General features: G+C 63.9%; 14 protein-coding genes and 1 riboswitch. Of the genes, 5 read left to right on the top strand and 9 right to left on the bottom strand.

The window, feature by feature from the left end:
* Nucleotides 1–206 precede the first annotated feature (206 nt).
* Nucleotides 207–518, bottom strand: coding sequence for a thiamine-binding protein (locus tag CAP13_RS08080; protein WP_085831085.1), 312 nt, complete (start codon nucleotides 516–518; stop codon nucleotides 207–209).
* 70 nt (nucleotides 519–588) lie between these two features.
* Nucleotides 589–700: riboswitch (TPP riboswitch) on the bottom strand.
* 323 nt (nucleotides 701–1,023) lie between these two features.
* Nucleotides 1,024–1,914, bottom strand: a complete 891-nt coding sequence (locus CAP13_RS08075) for a tetratricopeptide repeat protein (protein ID WP_179185005.1) — start codon at nucleotides 1,912–1,914, stop codon at nucleotides 1,024–1,026.
* Between the two features lie 181 nt (nucleotides 1,915–2,095).
* Between CAP13_RS08075 and CAP13_RS08070 the strand changes: the two genes are divergently transcribed.
* On the top strand, nucleotides 2,096–2,674 hold the full coding sequence (locus CAP13_RS08070; protein ID WP_085831083.1) for a TetR/AcrR family transcriptional regulator: 579 nt from the start codon (nucleotides 2,096–2,098) through the stop codon (nucleotides 2,672–2,674).
* 53 nt (nucleotides 2,675–2,727) lie between these two features.
* Here CAP13_RS08070 and CAP13_RS08065 read toward each other — a convergent pair whose 3' ends face one another.
* From CAP13_RS08065 to CAP13_RS08055, 3 genes are all read right to left on the bottom strand, one after another.
* Complete coding sequence (locus CAP13_RS08065; protein ID WP_085831082.1) at nucleotides 2,728–3,696, bottom strand: SMP-30/gluconolactonase/LRE family protein; 969 nt, start codon at nucleotides 3,694–3,696, stop codon at nucleotides 2,728–2,730.
* 156 nt (nucleotides 3,697–3,852) lie between these two features.
* On the bottom strand, nucleotides 3,853–4,734 hold the full coding sequence (locus CAP13_RS08060; protein WP_097677699.1) for an aldo/keto reductase: 882 nt from the start codon (nucleotides 4,732–4,734) through the stop codon (nucleotides 3,853–3,855).
* Nucleotides 4,735–5,244: 510 nt separating this feature from the next.
* Complete coding sequence (locus CAP13_RS08055; RefSeq protein ID WP_085831081.1) at nucleotides 5,245–6,114, bottom strand: MurR/RpiR family transcriptional regulator; 870 nt, start codon at nucleotides 6,112–6,114, stop codon at nucleotides 5,245–5,247.
* A gap of 164 nt (nucleotides 6,115–6,278) precedes the next feature.
* On the opposite strand from CAP13_RS08055, the gene CAP13_RS08050 reads away from it, so the two are divergent.
* From CAP13_RS08050 to CAP13_RS08035, 4 genes are all read left to right on the top strand, one after another.
* Complete coding sequence (locus CAP13_RS08050) at nucleotides 6,279–7,688, top strand: PTS transporter subunit EIIC (protein WP_085831080.1); 1,410 nt, start codon at nucleotides 6,279–6,281, stop codon at nucleotides 7,686–7,688.
* 85 nt (nucleotides 7,689–7,773) lie between these two features.
* Nucleotides 7,774–9,234 (top strand): glycoside hydrolase family 1 protein, encoded by a 1,461-nt coding sequence (locus CAP13_RS08045; protein ID WP_085831079.1) that lies wholly within the window; start codon nucleotides 7,774–7,776, stop codon nucleotides 9,232–9,234.
* 34 nt (nucleotides 9,235–9,268) lie between these two features.
* Complete coding sequence (locus CAP13_RS08040) at nucleotides 9,269–9,853, top strand: AEC family transporter (RefSeq protein WP_085831078.1); 585 nt, start codon at nucleotides 9,269–9,271, stop codon at nucleotides 9,851–9,853.
* Nucleotides 9,850–10,194 carry an AEC family transporter gene (locus CAP13_RS08035; RefSeq protein ID WP_085831077.1) on the top strand — a complete coding sequence of 115 codons (345 nt, stop codon included), beginning with the start codon at nucleotides 9,850–9,852 and terminating at the stop codon, nucleotides 10,192–10,194. Before CAP13_RS08040 ends, CAP13_RS08035 begins: the two co-directional genes overlap by 4 nt.
* 118 nt (nucleotides 10,195–10,312) lie before the next feature.
* Here the strand turns inward: CAP13_RS08035 and CAP13_RS08030 are convergent, their stop codons facing one another.
* The 4 genes from CAP13_RS08030 to CAP13_RS08020 form a co-directional block, all read right to left on the bottom strand.
* Nucleotides 10,313–11,962 (bottom strand): hypothetical protein, encoded by a 1,650-nt coding sequence (locus CAP13_RS08030; protein ID WP_281249008.1) that lies wholly within the window; start codon nucleotides 11,960–11,962, stop codon nucleotides 10,313–10,315.
* Between the two features lie 34 nt (nucleotides 11,963–11,996).
* Nucleotides 11,997–12,485, bottom strand: a complete 489-nt coding sequence (locus CAP13_RS10105; RefSeq protein WP_218775333.1) for a hypothetical protein — start codon at nucleotides 12,483–12,485, stop codon at nucleotides 11,997–11,999.
* Between the two features lie 348 nt (nucleotides 12,486–12,833).
* Nucleotides 12,834–14,756, bottom strand: coding sequence for a molecular chaperone HtpG (gene htpG / locus CAP13_RS08025; RefSeq protein WP_085831076.1), 1,923 nt, complete (start codon nucleotides 14,754–14,756; stop codon nucleotides 12,834–12,836).
* 757 nt (nucleotides 14,757–15,513) lie between these two features.
* The gene (locus CAP13_RS08020; RefSeq protein WP_085831075.1) at nucleotides 15,514–18,681 is read right to left on the bottom strand and encodes an ATP-binding cassette domain-containing protein; all 3,168 of its coding nucleotides are present in this window, start codon (nucleotides 18,679–18,681) and stop codon (nucleotides 15,514–15,516) included.
* Between the last annotated feature and the right edge of the window lie 431 nt (nucleotides 18,682–19,112).

Genomic DNA, 19,112 nt, shown 5'->3' with positions numbered 1-19,112 from the left:
CCGCGCCAGTGGCGGCACCGGGCGCGGCGCCCGCCGGGGTGGGTCCCGCTGGCACTGCGTGATCCGCTGCTGCGCTCGCATCCTCTGCGCGTCCCGATGCTGACAGTGCAGGATTCGCGCTTTTCTCAGCGTTTTGAGGCGAGTTTTGTCCTGTCAGCAACGTCGATCCCCAGGCATCGGGATTGGGCTCGGACTTCGACGGCATGTTAGGCGGTGGGGTCCGCATGGTACTTGCTGATCTTCTCCTCGGTGGTGAGCACGCCCTCCTCGGGCGCGAAGAAGATCTTGACGTAGGTGGCAACCTCAGGGGCGCCGGCAGCGACCACGATGCGGTTGACCTCGGCGACCACCTGCATGCAGTGGTCGTACTCGCCTTCGATGGTGGTCTCGAACGGGCCCACGTAGGCGTCGGGGAACTCCTGCTGGATGTAGGCGATCGCCTCGTCGACGATGCGCACCACCTCCGCGGTTCCTCCCACGCGCTGCGGCAGCACCTGGATGGCTACACTTGCTTCCATACCTCTCCTTCCGGGCCCGCTGCGACAGCGCAGCAAAAGGGCCCCTCGATGTCGTAGGGGCCCTCGGCGGATGCGGAGGATTTTCCATCCCTACGCCGGCATTACCCGGATCAGGTTCAGGGTCGAATGAGTCTGGTCATTCCTCTCAGCCGGGCCGTATCCCAGCTCCCCGTGTACGCATGGCATTGTAGCACGCGGGTGTGCCGGGTTCGGTGGGGTGCGGGGCGGTTGAGACTTCCCCGCCGCCGTCCGCATTGCATTTTCTCGAGCTATGCATAGATTTGCAGCCGAAAAGGACGAGCTATGAACCCACCTATGCATAACGCAAGAAAACGCACCGTGCCTGACCTGCACGTTCTTGATTCATACGCGGCAGCCCGCCCGCGACCTATTCATACCTCGCAAAAATGCAAAAGCAGCCGCCGATCGGAATGGAAAGCAGTGGCTTGCGAACGCGCAAGCGCGCACAACACGCCCGCGGGCGCGCCGTTTGTCGTCGTCCCAGCTACTCCGCCCAGGCAGACTTCATGCCCAGGATCTCCCGTGCCCTCTCCTGGCCTTCGATGGCCTCCTCAAGACGCCGCTCGTAGTAGGTCTGACCGTCTTCGATGTCGATGCGGAGGCCGATCTCCGCCTGCTGGAACAGCGAGAGCGCGTGCAGCGGGTCGGGCTCGACACCCGCTGACGCGCAATCTTCATCCGAGATGAGCAGCTGCGCGATTCGAATCGCAGGTTGCGCGATCGCCACGATCCCTTTTGCGAGCTCGAGGCTGCGTGACCACAGCTGAAGCGCCTTCGCCATATCGCGATCGACCGCCTTGCCGCGGCTGTACATGTCGCCGAGTTTGTATAGGCCCTCACTGGAGTTCACGAGCGCGGCGGCGAGAGCATAATACTGATACGCCTTCTGGTAATCGCGCGTCCCGGTCCTCCCATACTCCCAGATGTAGCCCAAGTTCACGATGGACTGATAGCAGCCGTGATCCATAGCCATCTCGTAGAGCTCGACCGCTTTGCTGTAGTCCTGCTCGACAAGCTCCCCCATGTAGTAGAGGGCCCCGAGATCATTCATGCAGGAGCCGCTCCCTCCTGAGATCCCGATCCTGTAGCCGAGGATGAGCGTCTGCACGACGCTCTCGTCCAACAGGGCAGCCTCACGAATACGGCGGCGGTTCTCTGCCGCGAACACCGCGAACGCGTCCGGGTCAGGCGAGAACGCCGCCTCGCCCATCTCCTTGAGGAGCGCAGAGACGCCGGAGCTCCCCTTCTCCCCTTCGGATTCGTCTTTCGAGTACTCCAGCACTTCATCGCGGCTGATGAACACGGGGTCGATCCCGACAAGCTTCCCTATCTGCTTGAAATCGTCTTCCGTTGCATAGAACGATGTGTCACTCATTGCAGTCCCCTCCCCATCAGGCGCCAGTGGCCCCATTGTACAAGTGCCGTCTGCCGCAGACGGGGATGCAAATGGAGCCCGTTCCGTTGCACCATGTACTCCGGATCCCCCGTCCATGGCGCAAGCACCCTGCGGGGACGCCGTATAATCTGGCTATCATCCGCCGTCGGTTGGAGGGGCCATGGAGCAATCGAACGATGCGTCGCAGGACCTGCGTGTCACGAAGACGCTCGCGGCCATACGCACGGCTTTCAACCAGATGATCCTCGAGATGCCCTACGCCAAGATGACGGTGGCGGAGCTCGCCAGGCGCGCGCAGATCAACAAGAAGACGTTCTACCGCCACTTCCCCACCATGGATGACCTGCTGCGCCGCGCGCAGCTCGAATATGTGGCCGCCTATGTGAAGCGCATCCGCAACCTCCGGCAGCCCGAGGACGCCGGCGCCATCACCCGCACGTTCCTTCTGTTCTCCTGCGAGCAGGACAAGATGTACGAGCGGATCACCTGCGACAGCGCCTACGACATCATCCGCGACCAGATGATCGACTATGTGATGGGCAGCGGCGGCCGCAGCAGCCAATCGGCCGCCTTCGGAGCCCTGCCACTCGCCGAACGAAGCCTCGTCATCGCCTTCACGAACGTCGCGCTCGTGCTCTACCGGCAGTGGGTCGCCGACGGCAAGCTCGTGACCCCGGAGCGCCTGGCCGAGATCGGGGCCGCCCTCGTGGTGCGGGGGACCTCCGGCCTCGGCCTCTGATTCGCCGGCTCAGGCAGGTGCGGTGTCCGAACGTCGGCGCTGTGCCCGAGCCCCTACTGGAACTGGTAGTTCCTATAGGCCCCCGCAAGCGCCGGCTCCTTGTAGAGCGCCATGCGGCCGGTGCCTCCCCGGGTGTCCGACGCGCACATCCACAGCTCGTCGGTACCGGGCCTCACCTGTGGATGCGTCGACTTGTCCATCTGGTAGAGCTCGCGACCGGGGATCAGGTACTGCCGCACCGGAATCCCCTGGCTGTTAAACGCCAGATACCGGCCCTGACCGCAGACGGCCACATAGAGGTTGCCGTCTGCGTCGATGCAGGCTGAATCGGGTCCTTCCAACCCGGTGAAGTGGTAGGCGACCCAAGAGCCACAAGTGCTGATGGAGCGCTTGTCATCCGCAAGCTCCCAGAAATGCAGGAGTCCCCGGCCGTACTCCGTCATCCACAGGCCCCGTTCGTCCGGCGTGAGCGCGATGCCGTTCGTCGCGATCATGCCGGATGCCAGGCAGGTGGTCTCACGCGTATGCACATCGACATGGTAGACACCGGCCGTTGGCGCGCCCATCGTACCGTCAAGCGTGGTGTAGAGCAGGTTGCCATCGGAGAGGAACACCATGTCGTCCACCCAGCGCTCCCCGGCGCTGATGCAGTCCAGCACCGCACCCTCCGTGCTCATGACGAAGATGCCCGGCCCACGGTCCGACATCACGCAGGTGATGAACAACCGCCCGTCCTTGTGGATCTTCACGGCCGACGGCAGCCCGCCTTCGGGCATCTTGAACGCGACCTCGGGTTTTGGAGCTGGGTCGGCGGAATCGAGCCGGTAGATCAACGCGTGCGGGCAGTCCACGAACCAGAGGATGCCCGTGCGATCGAAGCAGAGGCCCTCCAGGATGCCGCCGCCCTCGCCCACGTCGCACACGTGCTCAGCCCACATAGCCGGCAGATTCTGCTCCGCTGGCGGAACGGGGAACCCCGTGGTGTCGATGACGCCGTCAACCTTCTGCTGTTCATTGCCCATGGCGACTGCTCCTTTACCCTGCGCTCGCGAGCTGTTTGCCTGAAACAGCTCCAACGCGTGCAGACCGATACCAATCCGGCACCTTTGATGCGGCACGTGCCCCCGATGGGCCCGCTGCAAAGTACGGGGCCCATCGGTATCAAACGTATTCCCTTATTAGTGCTGCGCGTCGAAATCAGGGGCGAAGGCCAGGAAGTTCCGCTCCTGCTCCTCCTCGCTCATCGTGAAGAAGCGCGGAAGGGCACCGTCGAGGTCCGCGATCCGCGCCATCTCGTCGGCATCGAGCGCGAAGTCCGTGATCGCGAGGTCCTCGGCAATGTGCTCGGCGCTCTTCGAACCCGGGATGGCGATGAAGCCCTTCTGCACATGCCAGCGGAGCACAACCTGTGCCACGGTCTTGCCGTGCTTGGCCGCAATGCCCTGAAGCACGTCATTCTGGAAGAGGTCGGCGTTGTTTGCCGTGCCACCCAGCGGGAACCACGACTCGACCACGGTGCCGAAACGCGCGCCAAGGGCTTCGAGCTCGCCCTGCTGGTAGAACGGATGCGTCTCGATCTGGTGGATAGCCGGCTTGATGCGGGCCTGATCGGCGACCTCGGTGAACCGCTCGACGTTGAAGTTCGAGAGGCCAATGGCACGCACCTTACCAGCATCGACCGCGTCCTCCATGGCCTCGTAGGCGCCCATATAATCGCCGTACTGCTGGTGAAGCAGCAGGTAATCGAGGTAGTCGACACCAAGGCGGCGAAGCGTCGCATCGATGGCGCGACGGGTCTCCTGGTAGGGGTACTCGCTCGGCCAGAGCTTGGTGCCGAGCACAACCTCGTCGCGGGCAACGCCCGGGGCGGCCAGGCCACGGCCGACGCCGCGCTCATTCATGTAGACGTTCGCGGTGTCGATCAGGCGGGCGCCGCTCTGAAGCGCCGTCTTGACGGAGAACTCAGCCTCGTCGGGGGTGAGAACATAGGTGCCGAGGCCGATCAGCGGCACCGTCATGCCGTTGTTGAGGGTGGTCGTGAGTGTGTTCATGTTTGCCATGATGTTTCCTTTCTCCGCGCCCCGCGGGGCGCTCACGGGACGCGGTGGGCGCCCCTCCTGTGGACAACACGCATGGTACGGGCGATGCTGGGCACCGCCAATGGACGCGTTCGCACGGCCGGGGGCCTATGCCACCGATATGCGAAAAGTGGGGCGTAGGTTTTGGCGCCTGGCTGATCGACCGCGGCGTGTGCCTTTTTGCATTTTTGGGAGCTGTGCATAGGCGTTGACGGGGCGTCTGAGTAGCATCAGGGAAAGGCCAGGTAGGCGCTGGTGCGTTTTCTTGAGCTATGCACAGAAGGGTTCACAGCTGCGTGTTTTCGCCCGCGAATCTATGCATAGCTCGAGATATTGCAAAACGCGCTCTCAAATAATGGGCGCAGGATTCACCCGCCCCCCGTTTCAAGCAATGGGCACGGGATCATCGCCTGGCCCCGCGGCAGGCAACGAGCACAAGGCCCGCCGTCTTACTTCGCTCGCCGCGATCTCCAAGCCCGCCGGCACCACCAGCTAGAACCGCGTGCCCGTCAGGCCCGGCTCGAGCATCTCGATCAGGTCCTTGTCGCGCAGGTTCACGTCGAAGTTCTGCGAGAATGCCACGCTGTACACGCAGTTGAGCACAAACCGGATGCAGGTCTGCGAGTAGAACGTGGCGACCTTGCCGTACCGGTTCTCGCGGAAGGGCAGCAGGACGGGAAAATCGAAGGGCGGCACGGAATCAAGCGCGCTGGCATCTGACGTGATCACGGCGATCTTGCAGTGCTGGACCCGCAGCCGCGCGATCTGCGTGGCGAGATCTGCGAGGTAGGCACCGCTGTAGCTCACGATCAACGCGATGTCGTGCGACGACGCATGAAAGGCCGCCTCATGATGAAGCCGGTACTGGTCTGCGGCAACGCACTCCACCCCGATCTTCGACATCAGGGCGCCAAACGCGTACAGCGTGGCGTAGGAGTCGCCCAGCGCGTAGTAGATGATGCGCCGTGCGCCCGTGGCCGCACGCGCCAGGCGTCCGATCGACTCTGGGTGCACGCCCGCGTAGCAGTCTGACAGGGCGGCGTTCTCGAGGCGCAGGATGCTGCTCATGATGCTCGCCGTACTTGATTTGCCCAGAAACGGCGTGTTTGGATCGGTGTCTGCCGCCGTGCGGCGGAGCTTCTCAAGGTCGGCGGCGAGGTCGACGCGAAAGTCGCGCCACCCGCGGGACCCGACCTTGCGGCTCAGGCGGATGATCGTGGAGTTTGACTTCCCCGCCGCCGCAGCCAGCTCGGCGATGCCCTGGTGCGACACGGCGTCGGCATGTTCAAGGATGTAATCGGCCAGCTCGGACTCAGCTACCGTGAACCTCTGCCGGGCCTTGAGCCCCTCGATCACTGACATGCGGCCTCCCAGAACAAAAACTACCGGATTTGTGCGCCTGGCACCGATATCTTGGAACAAACACTACCAGATGTGCATCGACGAGATGGGTCGGACCGCGTGCGCACTACCCTCCGTCAAAGCGTCGAAAACTGAACCTGATGGACGCACGGGAAGGAGAACCCATGGCACTCGATTTCGCACAGACCGCCGCCCAGATCGTCGAAGGGGCGGGCGGGCCGCAGAACATCACCTCGGTCACGCACTGCATGACGCGCCTGCGTTTCACCGTGAAGGACCCGGATGCCGCCGATATGGAGACTATCAAGCAGGTGGACGGCGTGCTGGGTTGCGTGTACGCCGCTGACCAGCTGCAGGTCATCATGGGCAAGAACCTCATGGGCACCTATGACGAGGTCGTCAAGCAATTCGGCTTCACCGAGGCGGCTCCCGTGGAGGACGCCGCGGCCGCGCAGGCCGACGCAAAGCGCCAGCCCGGTAGCCCGTGGACGCCGCAGGCCCTGGGGAACCGCATCATCGGCTACATCACCGCCACGGTCACGCCCATCATCCCCGGCCTCATCGCCGGCGGCATGCTCAAGGTCTTCCTGATGATCGCGACTCTCGTGATGCCGGACCTCGCTGCGACGTCCACCTACGCCCTGCTCTCCATCGCGGCGAACGCCCCCTTCTACTTCCTCCCGATCTGGGTCGCCTACGGCGCGTCGAAGAAGCTCGGCGGCACGGGGATCTACGCCATGGCGGTCGCGGCGGCCATGTTCGCCCCGGAGTTCCTCGCCCTGGTGGGAGCCGACCCCCAGGTGCCCCAGGACCTCTTCGGCCTGCCCGTCCTCCTCAAGAGCTATGCGAGCGGCCTGTTCCCGGCCCTGCTGTTGTCCTTCACGGCCTACCAGTTCGAGCGCCTGTGGAACAAGATCATCCCGGGGATCTTCAGGTCCGTCTTCGTCGGCAGCCTGACCATCCTGTGCACCTATGTGCTCACGATGCTCGTACTCGCGCCCCTCGGCACCTGGATCGGTGAACTCATCGTCACCGTGCTGATGGGCATCTACGGCGTCGCGGGCCCGCTCGCGCTCGCGCTGCTAGCCGGAAGCCTCCCCTTCCTCATCATGGTGGGCGTGCACACCGTATTCGGCCCTTTCATGCTCCAGCTGCTTGAGAACCCAGGCTACGATGCCCTCTTCCGCCCTGCGCTCCTCCTCCACAATATGGCCGAGGGCGGCGCCTGCCTGGCGGTGGCGCTCCGCACCCGCAACAAGGAGTTCCGCAGCGAGGCCCTGTCGCTCGCCGTGGGCTGCATCCTCGCCGGCGTGACCGAGCCCGCGCTCTACGGCATCACGTTCCGGCTCAAGAAGCCCCTGTACGGTGTCGTCGCCGGCGGCGCGGCAGGCGGCCTGGTGGGCGGCCTCATGGGCATGCACGCCTACGTCATGGGCTACTCCAACATCATGGCGCTGCCCATCTTCCAAAACACCGTGGTGGCGGCGATCGCAGCCGTTGCGACCGCGATCGTGGTCTCCGCGGCCGTGACCTTCGCACTCGGCTTTGACGACAAAGCCGTAGCGGAACAGTAGCACCTGCACCCAAGCCGGACGGTGGGGCGACGCCTCGCTGTCCGGACCGTCACCTATCCCAACCATGTCTACATGAGGAGCACCTATGAGCAACACCTCCGCATTCCCTGAAGGCTTCTACTTCGGCGGTGCCGTGTCCGACTGGCAATTCGAAGGCGGCTTCGGCAAGGGCGGCCGCGGCCTGCTATCCGTCGACTTCGCCACCGACGGCGACCAGACGAACCCGCGTCAGGTCACCTGGCTGGACGCCCGGGGCAACCGCGGCAAAAGCCACTGGGAGGAGCCCCTGCCCGAGGGCGCAACGCTCACCATCTTCGATGACGAGTACTACCCCAGCCACCGCGCCGTCGACTTCTACCACCACTGGCGCGAGGACATCGCGCTCATGGCCGAGATGGGTTTCCGGATGTTCCGCTTCTCCGTGTGCTGGACGCGCATCTTCCCCACTGGGGAGGAGAGCCAACCCAATGAGGAGGGGCTGGCGTTCTACGAGCAGGTCGTCGACGAGCTGCTGGCGCACGGCATCGAGCCGATGATCACCATCTGCCATGATGAGATGCCCTTGGAACTCGTGAAGAAGTACAACGGCTGGGCGGGCCGCAAGACCATCGACTGCTATGTGTGCTACGCCACCGCGCTCTTTGAGCGCCTGGGCTCCAAGGTGAAATACTGGCTCACGTTCAACGAGCCCAACGCCCTCCGCGGCGTGTGCATGCTGGGCGTGACGAACCAGAGCGAGCCCGTGTACTGGCAGGCGATGCACCATATGTTCGTGGCGAGCGCGAAGACGGTCAAGGTCGGCCACGAGATGATGCCCGATGCGCTCTTCTCGACCATGTTCGCCATGAGCGCCCTCTACCCCGCGAGCAGCAAGCCGGGCGATATCTTCGCCGCATACCAGAAGCGGCGCGAGCAGTACCTGCTCATCGATGTGATGAGCCGCGGCGCGTATCCGAATTTCGCACAGCAGGTCTTCGATGACTGCGGGGCGGATGTCCACATGGAACCGGGCGACACGGAGCTCCTGGCGGCGCACACCCTCGATTTCGTGAGCTTCTCGTACTACCGCTCCACGGTTGTGAGCGAAGGGGACACGTTCCACCGCCTCGGCGGGACGCCGAACCCCACCTGCCCGAAGACCCCCTGGGGCTGGGCCATCGATCCCCTTGGACTCCGCTACACCCTGAACGAGCTGTACGACCGCTACCAGAAGCCGGTCTTCGTGGTGGAGAACGGCATGGGCGCGGTGGACGAGTTCGAGCCGGACGGCAGCTGCCACGACACCTACCGCATGGAGTACCTGGCCGAGCACCTCGCCGCCATCCGCGATGCCATTGCGATCGACGGCGTGCCCTGCCTCGGATACACGATGTGGGGGTCAACCGACCTCGTTAGCCGGTCGACCGGCGAGATGGCCAAGCGCTACGGGTTCGTGGCGGTCGATATGGACGACAAGGGCAACGGCACCCTCAAGCGCTCCGCCAAGGACTCGTTCCACTGGTTCAAGAAGGTCATCGCGAGCAACGGGTCCGACTTGACCGTGTGATCCCCTAGACGTCATTTGAGGAGGCGTATCCCGGTTGGCGGATACATCCATCATCATCGGGCAGATCGCGATGATGTTCATGATCTTGGCGCTGGGCTACGCCCTGCACCATACGGGCTTCATCGACGACCACGGGGCATCGCAGCTCTCCGACCTCGTGCTCTACGTGGCGAATCCGGCGCTGATAGCCCAAGCGCTCATGCGCGACTTCGATCCCGCGCTCCTGGTGGGCGCGGGATGGGTCGTCCTCTTCACGGTCGTCACGCTCGCGATCTCATGCGCCCTGGGCGCCGTCGCGTATCGGCCGAACGGCCCGCATGGGCAGATGGGTCGGTTCGCCGTGACCTTCTCGAATGCGGGGTTCATCGGCATTCCGCTTGCCATGGCGACGGTGGGCCCTGACGGCGTGTTCTACATCTCGATCGCCAACACGGTGCAGACGGTTCTGCTGTGGACCTACGGCACCGCGCTCGCGTCCGGTGACCATTCGGCGGCCTCGCCAAAGCGTGTGCTCACCAATTCGGCGATCATAGCGATGGCCGCCGGATTCGTGTGCTTCCTCGCCTCGTGGCAGCCGCCGGCTGTTGTTGACAGGCGGTCGACGCGCTTGGCGCCATGAACACCGGCCTGGTGATGCTCGTGCTCGGGGCGCATCTCGATCGATGCGATGTGGGGCGGATCCTGTCGAGCACGCAGATCTACAAGGTGGGGGTCCTGAGACTCGTCGCGATGCCGCTGCTCACCTTCGCGGTACTCGCGGCGGCGTCCGGCTCGGTGAAGCTCGACGCCGCGGTCTGGGCGTCGCTCGTGCTGTACCAGGCGATGCCCGTCGCCACCGTGGCCTCGCTCTTCGCGCACAAGTACGATACCGACGGGCCCTTCTCCAGCGGGGTCGTCGCGGCGACGACGTTGCTCTCAGCGGTGACTCTGCCGCTTGCGCTCACGTTCCTCATGGCGTGACGCCGAATACGTCCGCCGCGGCACCGCATGGGGATGGGCGATGCCATATCTAACGCAACGGCCCCGCAGCAGCATCGCCGCGGGGCCGTGCTCCAAACGGGTCCTCAGGCCTCAGGCTTTACGCGTCCCAGCCGAGCTCCCGCCGCGCCGCACGCATGTCCGCGACGATCCGCTCACCCAGCGCCACCGGGTCCACGTCGACCACCATGCGGCTGCCCAGGGTCTCGAGCGTCCCCTGCTTCAGGAACTCGATCACGTTCTTCGACCCGTAGATCTGCGGCTCGACGCAGTGATAGGAGCTCACGCCCATGAGGCGGAACCCGAGGGCGGCGTCCACCGCCTTCTCATTCGACCACTCCGGCGACGAGAACGCGTAGGGCATGTCGGCGACGCGCTGACCGAGCTCGCCGGCCACCCCGGCGAGGATCCCCGAGGACCGCGTGTTGTCGATGCACTCGCCCACGTGCCACACCGGCGGCAGGTCGCCCTCGAGGAAGGAGGCGAGGCCCTCACCGCAGCGCTCGGCCGCTGAAGCCTGGCAGTACCCGAGCTTCATGAGCGGGAACGAGGCGCAGCCGTTGGTGAGCACGAGGACGTTCTCGCGCAGGAGCACGTCCACGACGTCCACGATGCAGCGCTCGAAGGGCACCTTGGGGTTGTTGCAACCCACCAGGTTCACGATGCCCGTGATGCGACCGTCCCGGATCGCCTCAGCGAGCGGGCTCATCCCTCCGAAGCGGCGGTGCACGTACTCCACCGAGAAGCCCACCTCGGCCTTAACCTCGAACTGCGGAATGTGCACCGGGATACCGCGGCGCGCCTCAAAGCTCTCGATGGCGCGGTTGACGATGCGCTCGGCCAGGGCCCGGGTCTCGCCGATGTTCGCATGGTGGTGGTCGTACTCCATGCGCTCTGCACCGGGCAGGCGCGCGTTGTCGCTCGTGGTGACCACGGTCGTCTGGAAGCACTTCGCCACATCCATGGTCGCGGGGAAGACGTCCTGCACGTCGGCGAGCCAGAGGTCGAGGGCGCCGGTGCCAAGGACCAGCTCGGCTGAGACCGCGTTGGAGAGCGGAATCACGCCGCCGTAGCGGTACATCGCGGCCAGGCCAGAGCAGCAGATGCCGTAGAAGCGGATGCCCTTTGCCCCGGCCGCGCGCGCCCGCTCGAGGAAGGCCTCATCGCGCCCGACCTTCACGACCTCGCTCACGAGCGTGGGCAGGTGACCGTGGACGGCGATGTTGACGTAGCCCTCCTTCAGCGCGCCGAGGTTAACCTTGGAGGTCACGCGGTCGCCGATGCCGAAGAGCGAGTCGGTGGCGATGCTCGCGCCCACCACGCCCGAGAACGTGAAGGCGAGGCCGCAGCGTAGGAACTCCTGCATGACGCTGCGCCAGTCGCCGTCCACCGCGCAGCCGGTGCGGCGCATGGCGTCGAAGACCTCGTGGTAGGCGCTGATGGGAAGGATGTCGAGCTCCTCCCACACGCGACGGCGCTCGGCGGGCGCCATCGCGTCGATGGTCCGGTAGGGGCGGTGCGGATCGGTCTCTGAGAGGTCGTCGAGCAGGGTGTCGGCGAGATCGATCGCCACGTCCTCAGCGCTGCGCCCCTCGGTCTCGATGCCGAAGGCCCGGGCCGTGCCCAGGATCTTCTGCTGGCCCAGGATCGGCAGATCAAGCTTGCCCTCGGCAGCCCACTTGAGGGAGAGCATCACCTCGCGGGCGTGCATCCCGTGCTGGGAGACGCCGCCGACCGCGGCGCGGAGCAGGTTTCCTGGCCACGATGAGGTCGGCGTCGGCGCCTCAGACCCCGCGTGGGGCCTTGGGCGTGATGCGGCAGGGGCCCATGTTGCAGATCTTGCAGCAGGTGCCCGCGAGCCCGAAGCCGCACTGGGGCTGCTGGGCGTCGAAGCGATGGAAGGTAGTCTCGAGGCCGAGCTCGTCCATGCGGTGGATCATCTCGCACACCGCCGGGTCGGGCGTCTTCTCCGCGACCTCGTCCTTGGTGGGGAAGGTCTTGCGGTAGGCGCGGATCGCCTCGTTGTAGTCGCGGATGAAGGCCTGCGGATCGTCGTCGTCCTCGCCGTGATCCGCTGCGACGATGACGGTCGAGACGTCGTTCTCGTCAAACCCGATCAGGTTGCGGTGCGTGTGGATGTGGGCGAAGCTGCGATCCTCATGCGACGTGGCGGCGTCGCCATGCTCGTGGGCCGCCGTTCCGTCTCCATGATGGTGGTGAACGTGGACCGCCGTTCCGTCCCCGTGGTCCCCGTGGTGGTGGGTGTGTGCCATGGTGTCTCCCCTGCTCTCAACCGACGCGGCTTCGTCGGTGTGGACAGAGTACAACATCTTAAACCCACTATTTCAATAGGTTACTGATAAATTAACAAAGGGAGTTGGTCTCGCTTGGCCAGCTGCGGCTGAGGCCCGTTTGATGCAAGGGGACGCGGCCGAAGACATGTCGAGGCACGAACCTACGCCCTTGCCAAACGGCACCGCGCGCCCTTCTCCGCGCCCAAATATCGTCGTGCCTGGCCACGATGCATGGAAATGCCTCCCGACCCTTGCCTCGATGAACGAGTCCATGGATCGGGAGGCGGTTCACATCGCAGGGCCGGACTCTGCGAGCAGGCGGGCCGCCTACTTCATGAGCTCCGTGACGGCCTGAGCGAAGGCCACCGGGTCCTCAACCGGCAAACCGGCCACGAGCAGCGCCTGGTTGTAGAGCAGGTCGGTGTAAGAGGCGATCTTCTCGGTATCGCCCGCCTTCTCGGCGGCGCGCAGCGTCGCGAAAATCGGGTGGCCGGCGTTGAGTTCGAGCACGCGCTGGCTCTTGATTCCCTCGGCACCCGCCTGGCCGGCCATCACCTTCTCCATCTCCAGGCTGATGGGACCATCGGATGACAGCGCCGAGGGGGCATCCGTGAGCACCGGGGACACCGCGACGCGGACAACCTTGTCTCCAAGCGCCTCCTTCATGGCGCTGAGCAGGGCCTCGTTCTCGCTCGCGGCCTCCTCGGCGGCTTTCTTGTCCTCCTCAGTCTCGAGGTCGAGGTTGCCCCCGGCGACGTTCTTCAGCTCCTGCTCGTCGTAGGTCTGCATGGCCTGGAAGCAGAAGTCGTCCACGTCCTGGGTGCAGAGCATCACATCGTAGCCGCGGGCGAGCACGCTCGTGACCATTGGCATGTGCGCCAGGCGCTCGGTCGAGTCGCCGGCGGCGTAATAGATGGCCTTCTGATCCTCCGGAGACGCCTCACGGTACTCCTTCAAGGTGACGAGCTTGCCCTGCTTCGCGGAGTAAAAGAGCAGGAGGTCGGCGAGGTCGTCCTTCTTCATGCCGTAGCTCGAGTAGATGCCGTACTTGAGGCCGCGACCGAAGTTCTCGAAGAAGGCCTCGTAGGCCTCGCGGTCGTTGTCGCGCATGTCAGCGAGATCGGACGCGATCTTCTTCTCCACGCGCGTCGCGATGGCGCGGAGCTGGCGGTCGTGCTGCAGGGTCTCGCGGCTGATGTTCAGCGAGACGTCGGCCGAGTCGACGATGCCGCGCACGAAGTTGAAGTGGTCGGGCACGAGCTCGGCGCATTTCTCCATGATCATGACGTTGGAACTGTAGAGCGCGAGCCCCTTCTGGTAGTCCTTGCTGTAGAGGTCGAAGGGGACCTTGCTCGGGATGAACAGGAGGGCGTCGTACTCGAGGGTGCCCTCGGCGTGGAAGGAGATTGTGCGGGCCGGGGCCTCCCAATCGTGGAAGGTCGCCTTGTAGAACTCGTTGTACTCCTCAGGTGTGACGTCCGACGAGCGCTTCTTCCAGATGGGCGTCATGGAGTTCAGGGTTTCGAGCTCCTGGTAGTCCTCGTACTCGGGCTTGTAGTCGTCGCCCGCATCCTCGGGCTTGGGCTTCTGACGGCTCTTGGTCACGAGCATCTGGATGGGGTAGCGCACGTAGTTGCTGTAGCGATGAACGAGATCCTTGAGGCCCCACTCGGAGAGGTACGTGTCGTAGCTCTCGCCGGGCTCGCCGTCCTGCCCGGGCTGGTTCTCGCGGATGGTGAGGATGACATCGGTGCCGTGCTCGGCGCGCTCCCCCTCCTCGATCGTGTAGCCCTCGAGGCCGTCGGACTCCCAGACATGTGCGATGTCCTCGCCGAAAGCCCGGGTGACGACGCGCACCTTGGAGGCGACCATGAACGCCGAGTAGAAGCCGACGCCGAACTGGCCGATGATGTCCACGTCCTCGCCCTGGTGCTCGGCGTTGGCCTGTTTGAACTCCTGGCTGCCTGAGTGCGCGATGGTGCCGAGGTTCTTCTCAAGCTCCTCGGCCGTCATGCCGATGCCGTTGTCGGAGACCGTGAGGGTGCGCGCGTCGGCGTCGAAGGCGATGCGGATTGCGAGGTCATCCTGGCTCACCTGCACGCTCGCGTCGGTCAGGCCCTTGAAGTTCAGCTTGTCCACCGCGTCCGACGCGTTGGAGATGAGCTCGCGCAGGAAGATCTCCTTGTTGGTGTAGATCGAGTTGATCATGAGGTCCAGGAGCTTCTTGCTCTCGGTTTTGAACTTGCGCATGCGCTGACCTTCCTATCTCTTGCGGCGCCGGCACTGGTGCGAAACGCAGTCCAGCTGGCTAAACCTAATACAAACTGACTTAGATTTTATAACCTGTTTCCGCTCAGGTAATCCGTATATGGCGGTTTTCACGTAGATAGAACGTGGGCAGGCGGGGGCGCCTCCCCTTTGTTGGTCGAATGGCGCGCGGGTGGCGCCCTGTGTCGGAACCCCGGGCCCAAGCTGTTTATCGAATGTCTGCGCGCGGCCGACCGCATCTCACCCGCCTGCACAGGGCCGTACCTGATCAAGCAGCCCGGCAAGTACGAGCTCGCCGATCTCGTCTGCCTGTACAGGGCAGTGCCGCGCGGCGGCCCTTGAACCCACGGCCCCGAGATGCGCGAGCCAAACCTCGCACCGTTGGTACAGGTTTGCGCCTACAAGGAACAAACCTCCTCAGTTTGGTACAGGTTTTGATGGGATGGTCGAGTAGACAGCGGTTTCCGCCTCGTGCAAGACCAGGTACACGCGTTGCCGATGCATTCGCTACTTCGCTGGTGGGCAAAAACCTGTACCAAACTGAAGAGGTTTGAACCGCATGATCTGAAACCTGTACCAAAGGTGCGATAGTTTCATCGGGACGGTCCGCGCACGCTTGAAAACCCTGAAGACACGGGGGCGGTCGCCATCGCGCAGCAAACGGTGCCATGCGCAGAAACGCGCACGGCCCCATCGGAATATCCCACCATATGGGCCCGCCCTGGGAAGGGGCGCATCCTCACTCAGACCGCAGGGCCTCCACCGGGTCCTTCCGGCTCGCGCTGCCCGCCGGGATCAAGCCGGCGATGAACGACAGCGCAACGCTGATCGCGATCAGGATGAAACCCGCCTGCCAGGGCAGGAGCGCCACCGAGGGCACGTCGAACAGCGAGTACACGACCGCGTTCACCGGGATGGACACCAGCAGCGTGATCCCGACGCCAAGCACCCCTGAGACAAAGCCCTCGATGACGGTTTCGGCGTTGAAGATCTGCGACACGTTGCCCTTGCTCGCTCCGATCGCGCGCAGGATGCCGATCTCCTTCTTGCGCTCGAGCACGCTGATGTACGTGATGATGCCAATCATGATGGAGCTCACCACGAGGCTGATCGACACGAAGGCGATCAGCACATAGCTGATCATGTCGATGATCGTGGTGACCGAGCTCATCAGCGTCCCGACGATATCGGTGTACGTGATGGCTTTATCCGTCTGCCCGCTCTCGTTCATCCGCGCGTTGTAGGCGTCCAGGATGTCGATGATCCCCTGCTTGGCCTCGAAATCCTTGGCGTAGATGTCGATCTCGCTCGGCTTGCTCACATCGGCGTAGTCGAGCTTGGCGAGGTTGCTGTCGAGCGTGGCCTGCGTCGTGCCCATCATCGACATGATCAGCGAGGTCAACTCCTCGTCGGTCATATTGACCTTGAACGCCTCCTTGAACTTGTCCGCGTCGATGCTCATCGCGGACGACATGTTCGCGGCGAGCTGATCAGTGACCTGTGCCATCGCCGTGGTCATAGCAGTCTTGAGCTGGGCGGAAAGCGCATCCATGACCTGCGTCATATACGTGGAGAGCGCCTCGTTCAACCGCTGCTGGATAGCTGCGACCAGGGCCTGTTGCTGCTGCTCGATACCGCTCAGGTCGATGAGGCCGTTCTGCGTCGCGTCGCTCATGATCTTCTGTGCGGCGGGGGTGGCGAGGTAGCTCTGGACCATCGTCGCCATATCGTCGCTGGACTCGATCTCACCGGATGCCACGACATCGCGGAACCCCTGCATGAGCTCGTTGCCCATGGCGCTCGCCACATCTTGGTTGATCTTGAGGTTTGACAGGCTCTGGGACAGGTCGGTACCCAGGGACGCATCATCGAGCTGCATGATACCGGAGAGGTCGATATCGGGTTGAGGCAGCGTCGCCGAGCCCAGATCCACGTCGAGATCGCTGAGATCGAGCTGGAGCTTGCTCGCATCAAAGGTGAACGCAGCCTCGATGGCGCCGGTGTCGACGCTGAAGAGGTTCGCCATGTCGAGGCTCGGCTTGTCGGCATCCGTATCGGCGAACGACTTGCCCGTGAAGATGTTGGTCCCGGGATTCGCGAGCTGATCCTGCACGATCTGCGAGGCGGCCGCCTCATCGATCAGATGGCGGGTGAGTGCCGGCGTGTAGTAGATCCCCGGGGTGAGCGCCGAAGAGTTCGAACCCTCCTTGGGCTGGACGATGCCCGTGATCTTGAGATCCTCACCCTCCGCGATGCGCTCCGCGACGAACTGGTCGTCACCCGATTTATCGACCCAGACGCCGTACCCGTTATCGTGCTGGTAGAGCGCGGAGGATGGCACGACCTTCATCTTGAGGTTCAGGAAGTCATCGTAGGTGAAGGTGGCCCCGTCGTCGGGCTTCACCTCCACGGTCTCGCCGTTGGCGAACGCCCGCGTCATCGCGTCGAGCTCGCTCCGGTCGCGCAGGCCCAGGATGTAGAGGGTGAAGTCGGTGACGCTGCCGGACGACGACAGCACGAGCACGGTCTCGTCCTCCTTCTCGGGCCACCGCCCCGCCTTGACGTCGTAGCCCTGCTCGACCGTCTCGAGGTTGCCCGGCAGCTGATTGAAGATGTCCGAGCTCATCATCCCCGACATCATCGGGTTACCCGACGTGCTGCTGAGGCCGAGCATCGACGAGGTTGAATCGGGGTTCACCCGCTGGACGCCTTTCGAGGTGTCGGCGAGGTAGATCTGGGGTGTCACGTTGTACTTGTAGGACACGTCGTTCGCCACGGCGTCGATGCCGCTGTCGCTGCTCTCGAGAAAGGTCTTGAGCGAGGCGAGGTCGTTGGTGCCCACATCGTCGAACATTTCACTGACGACGCTCCGCTCGTGCACCACTCCGTCTTGCGAGGAAGAATCGTCGTCCCCGTCCGCTGAGGAGGTGTCGGCGCCCATGCTCGACGCCATCATCGAGGTGAGGTCGAACCCGGTGTTCATGATCTGCAGCGGATAGGAGGAGAGCGTCTCCTCCTCCACCGAGGCGATGTAGTTGTTCACGCCGTTCGCGAGCGCCAGGATCGCCGCGATGCCGATGATGCCGATGCTCCCTGCGAAGGCCGTCATGATCGTGCGGCCCTTCTTGGTCATGAGGTTGTTGAAGGAGAGCGAGAGGGCCGTCAGGAAGCTCATGGACGCGCGGCGGATCTTCTTCTCGCCGACGCGCGCGAGATCGGCCGGGGTGGGCTCGAACGGGTCAGAATCGTCCACGACGTGCCCGTCGGCGAAGTTCACCGTGCGCGTCGCGTAGGCGGCAGCGAGCTCGGGGTTGTGCGTGACCATGATGACCAGGCGATCCTTGGCGATCTCGCTCAAGAGGTCCATGATCTGCACGCTCGTCTTGCTGTCGAGCGCGCCGGTCGGCTCGTCGGCGAGCAGGATCTCGGGATTGTTGATGAGGGCACGGGCGATGGCGACGCGCTGCATCTGGCCGCCGGAGAGTTGGCTCGGCCGTTTGTGCGCGTGCTCGCTCAGGCCCACGCGCTCAAGCTCGGCGAGGGCGCGCTCATGGCGCTCCTCCCGGCCCACGCCTGACAGCGTGAGGGCGAGCTCGACGTTTGCGAGCACCGTCTGGTGCGGGATGAGGTTGTAGCTCTGGAAGACGAAGCCGATGCGGTTGTTGCGGTAGGTGTCCCAGTCGCTGTCTTTGTAATCCCTCGTCGAGACACCGTCGATCGTGAGATCACCCGAGTCGTACTGGTCGAGGCCGCCGACGATGTTCAGGAGCGTGGTCTTGCCTGAACCGCTCGGCCCCAGGATCGCCGCGAACTCGTTGTCGCGAAAGTTGATGGTGACGCCGTCGAGCGCCACCTGGGTAAAGTCACCTGTGGTGTAGGACTTGCGGATCTCTTTGAGTTGAAGCATGGGCTCTCGCTAACCGTCTCGTTTTCGTGGCGCGGCGGGCTGGTGCCGCCTGATGGGCAGATGTCTCCTACCCATTTCCTGCGTGCGGCAACGGAGATTGGCTGAATTCGGGTGGTGCCGTGTCGTAAGGAGAGCGGGGCGGGCGCCATGAGGCGCATAAGCGCCCTGCGGTATTTGGACGTTTACGGTGCAGGCCTGTACGCCGGTACGCCGCTGCACCCGGGTACTCGCGGTACTCTGTCCTGTTGCCCGTTGCACCCAGGTGCCGCAATGCGATACGGGCATCCGTCGCATTCGGATGCCCGTAGTGCGTTTTCTTGAGCTATGCATAGGTTCTCGCTGAAAACAGTCGGGCTATGACCTGACCTATTCATAGCTCATGCTTTTACACCAGCTTTGACCTGCGATTTTTATTTCGATATCAAGGAAGG

Source organism: Collinsella vaginalis (assembly GCF_900176655.1).
Lineage (GTDB): Bacteria > Actinomycetota > Coriobacteriia > Coriobacteriales > Coriobacteriaceae > Collinsella > Collinsella vaginalis.
Note: the sequence above shows the minus strand (reverse complement) of the source record. Positions and strands in the feature narration are given on the sequence as shown.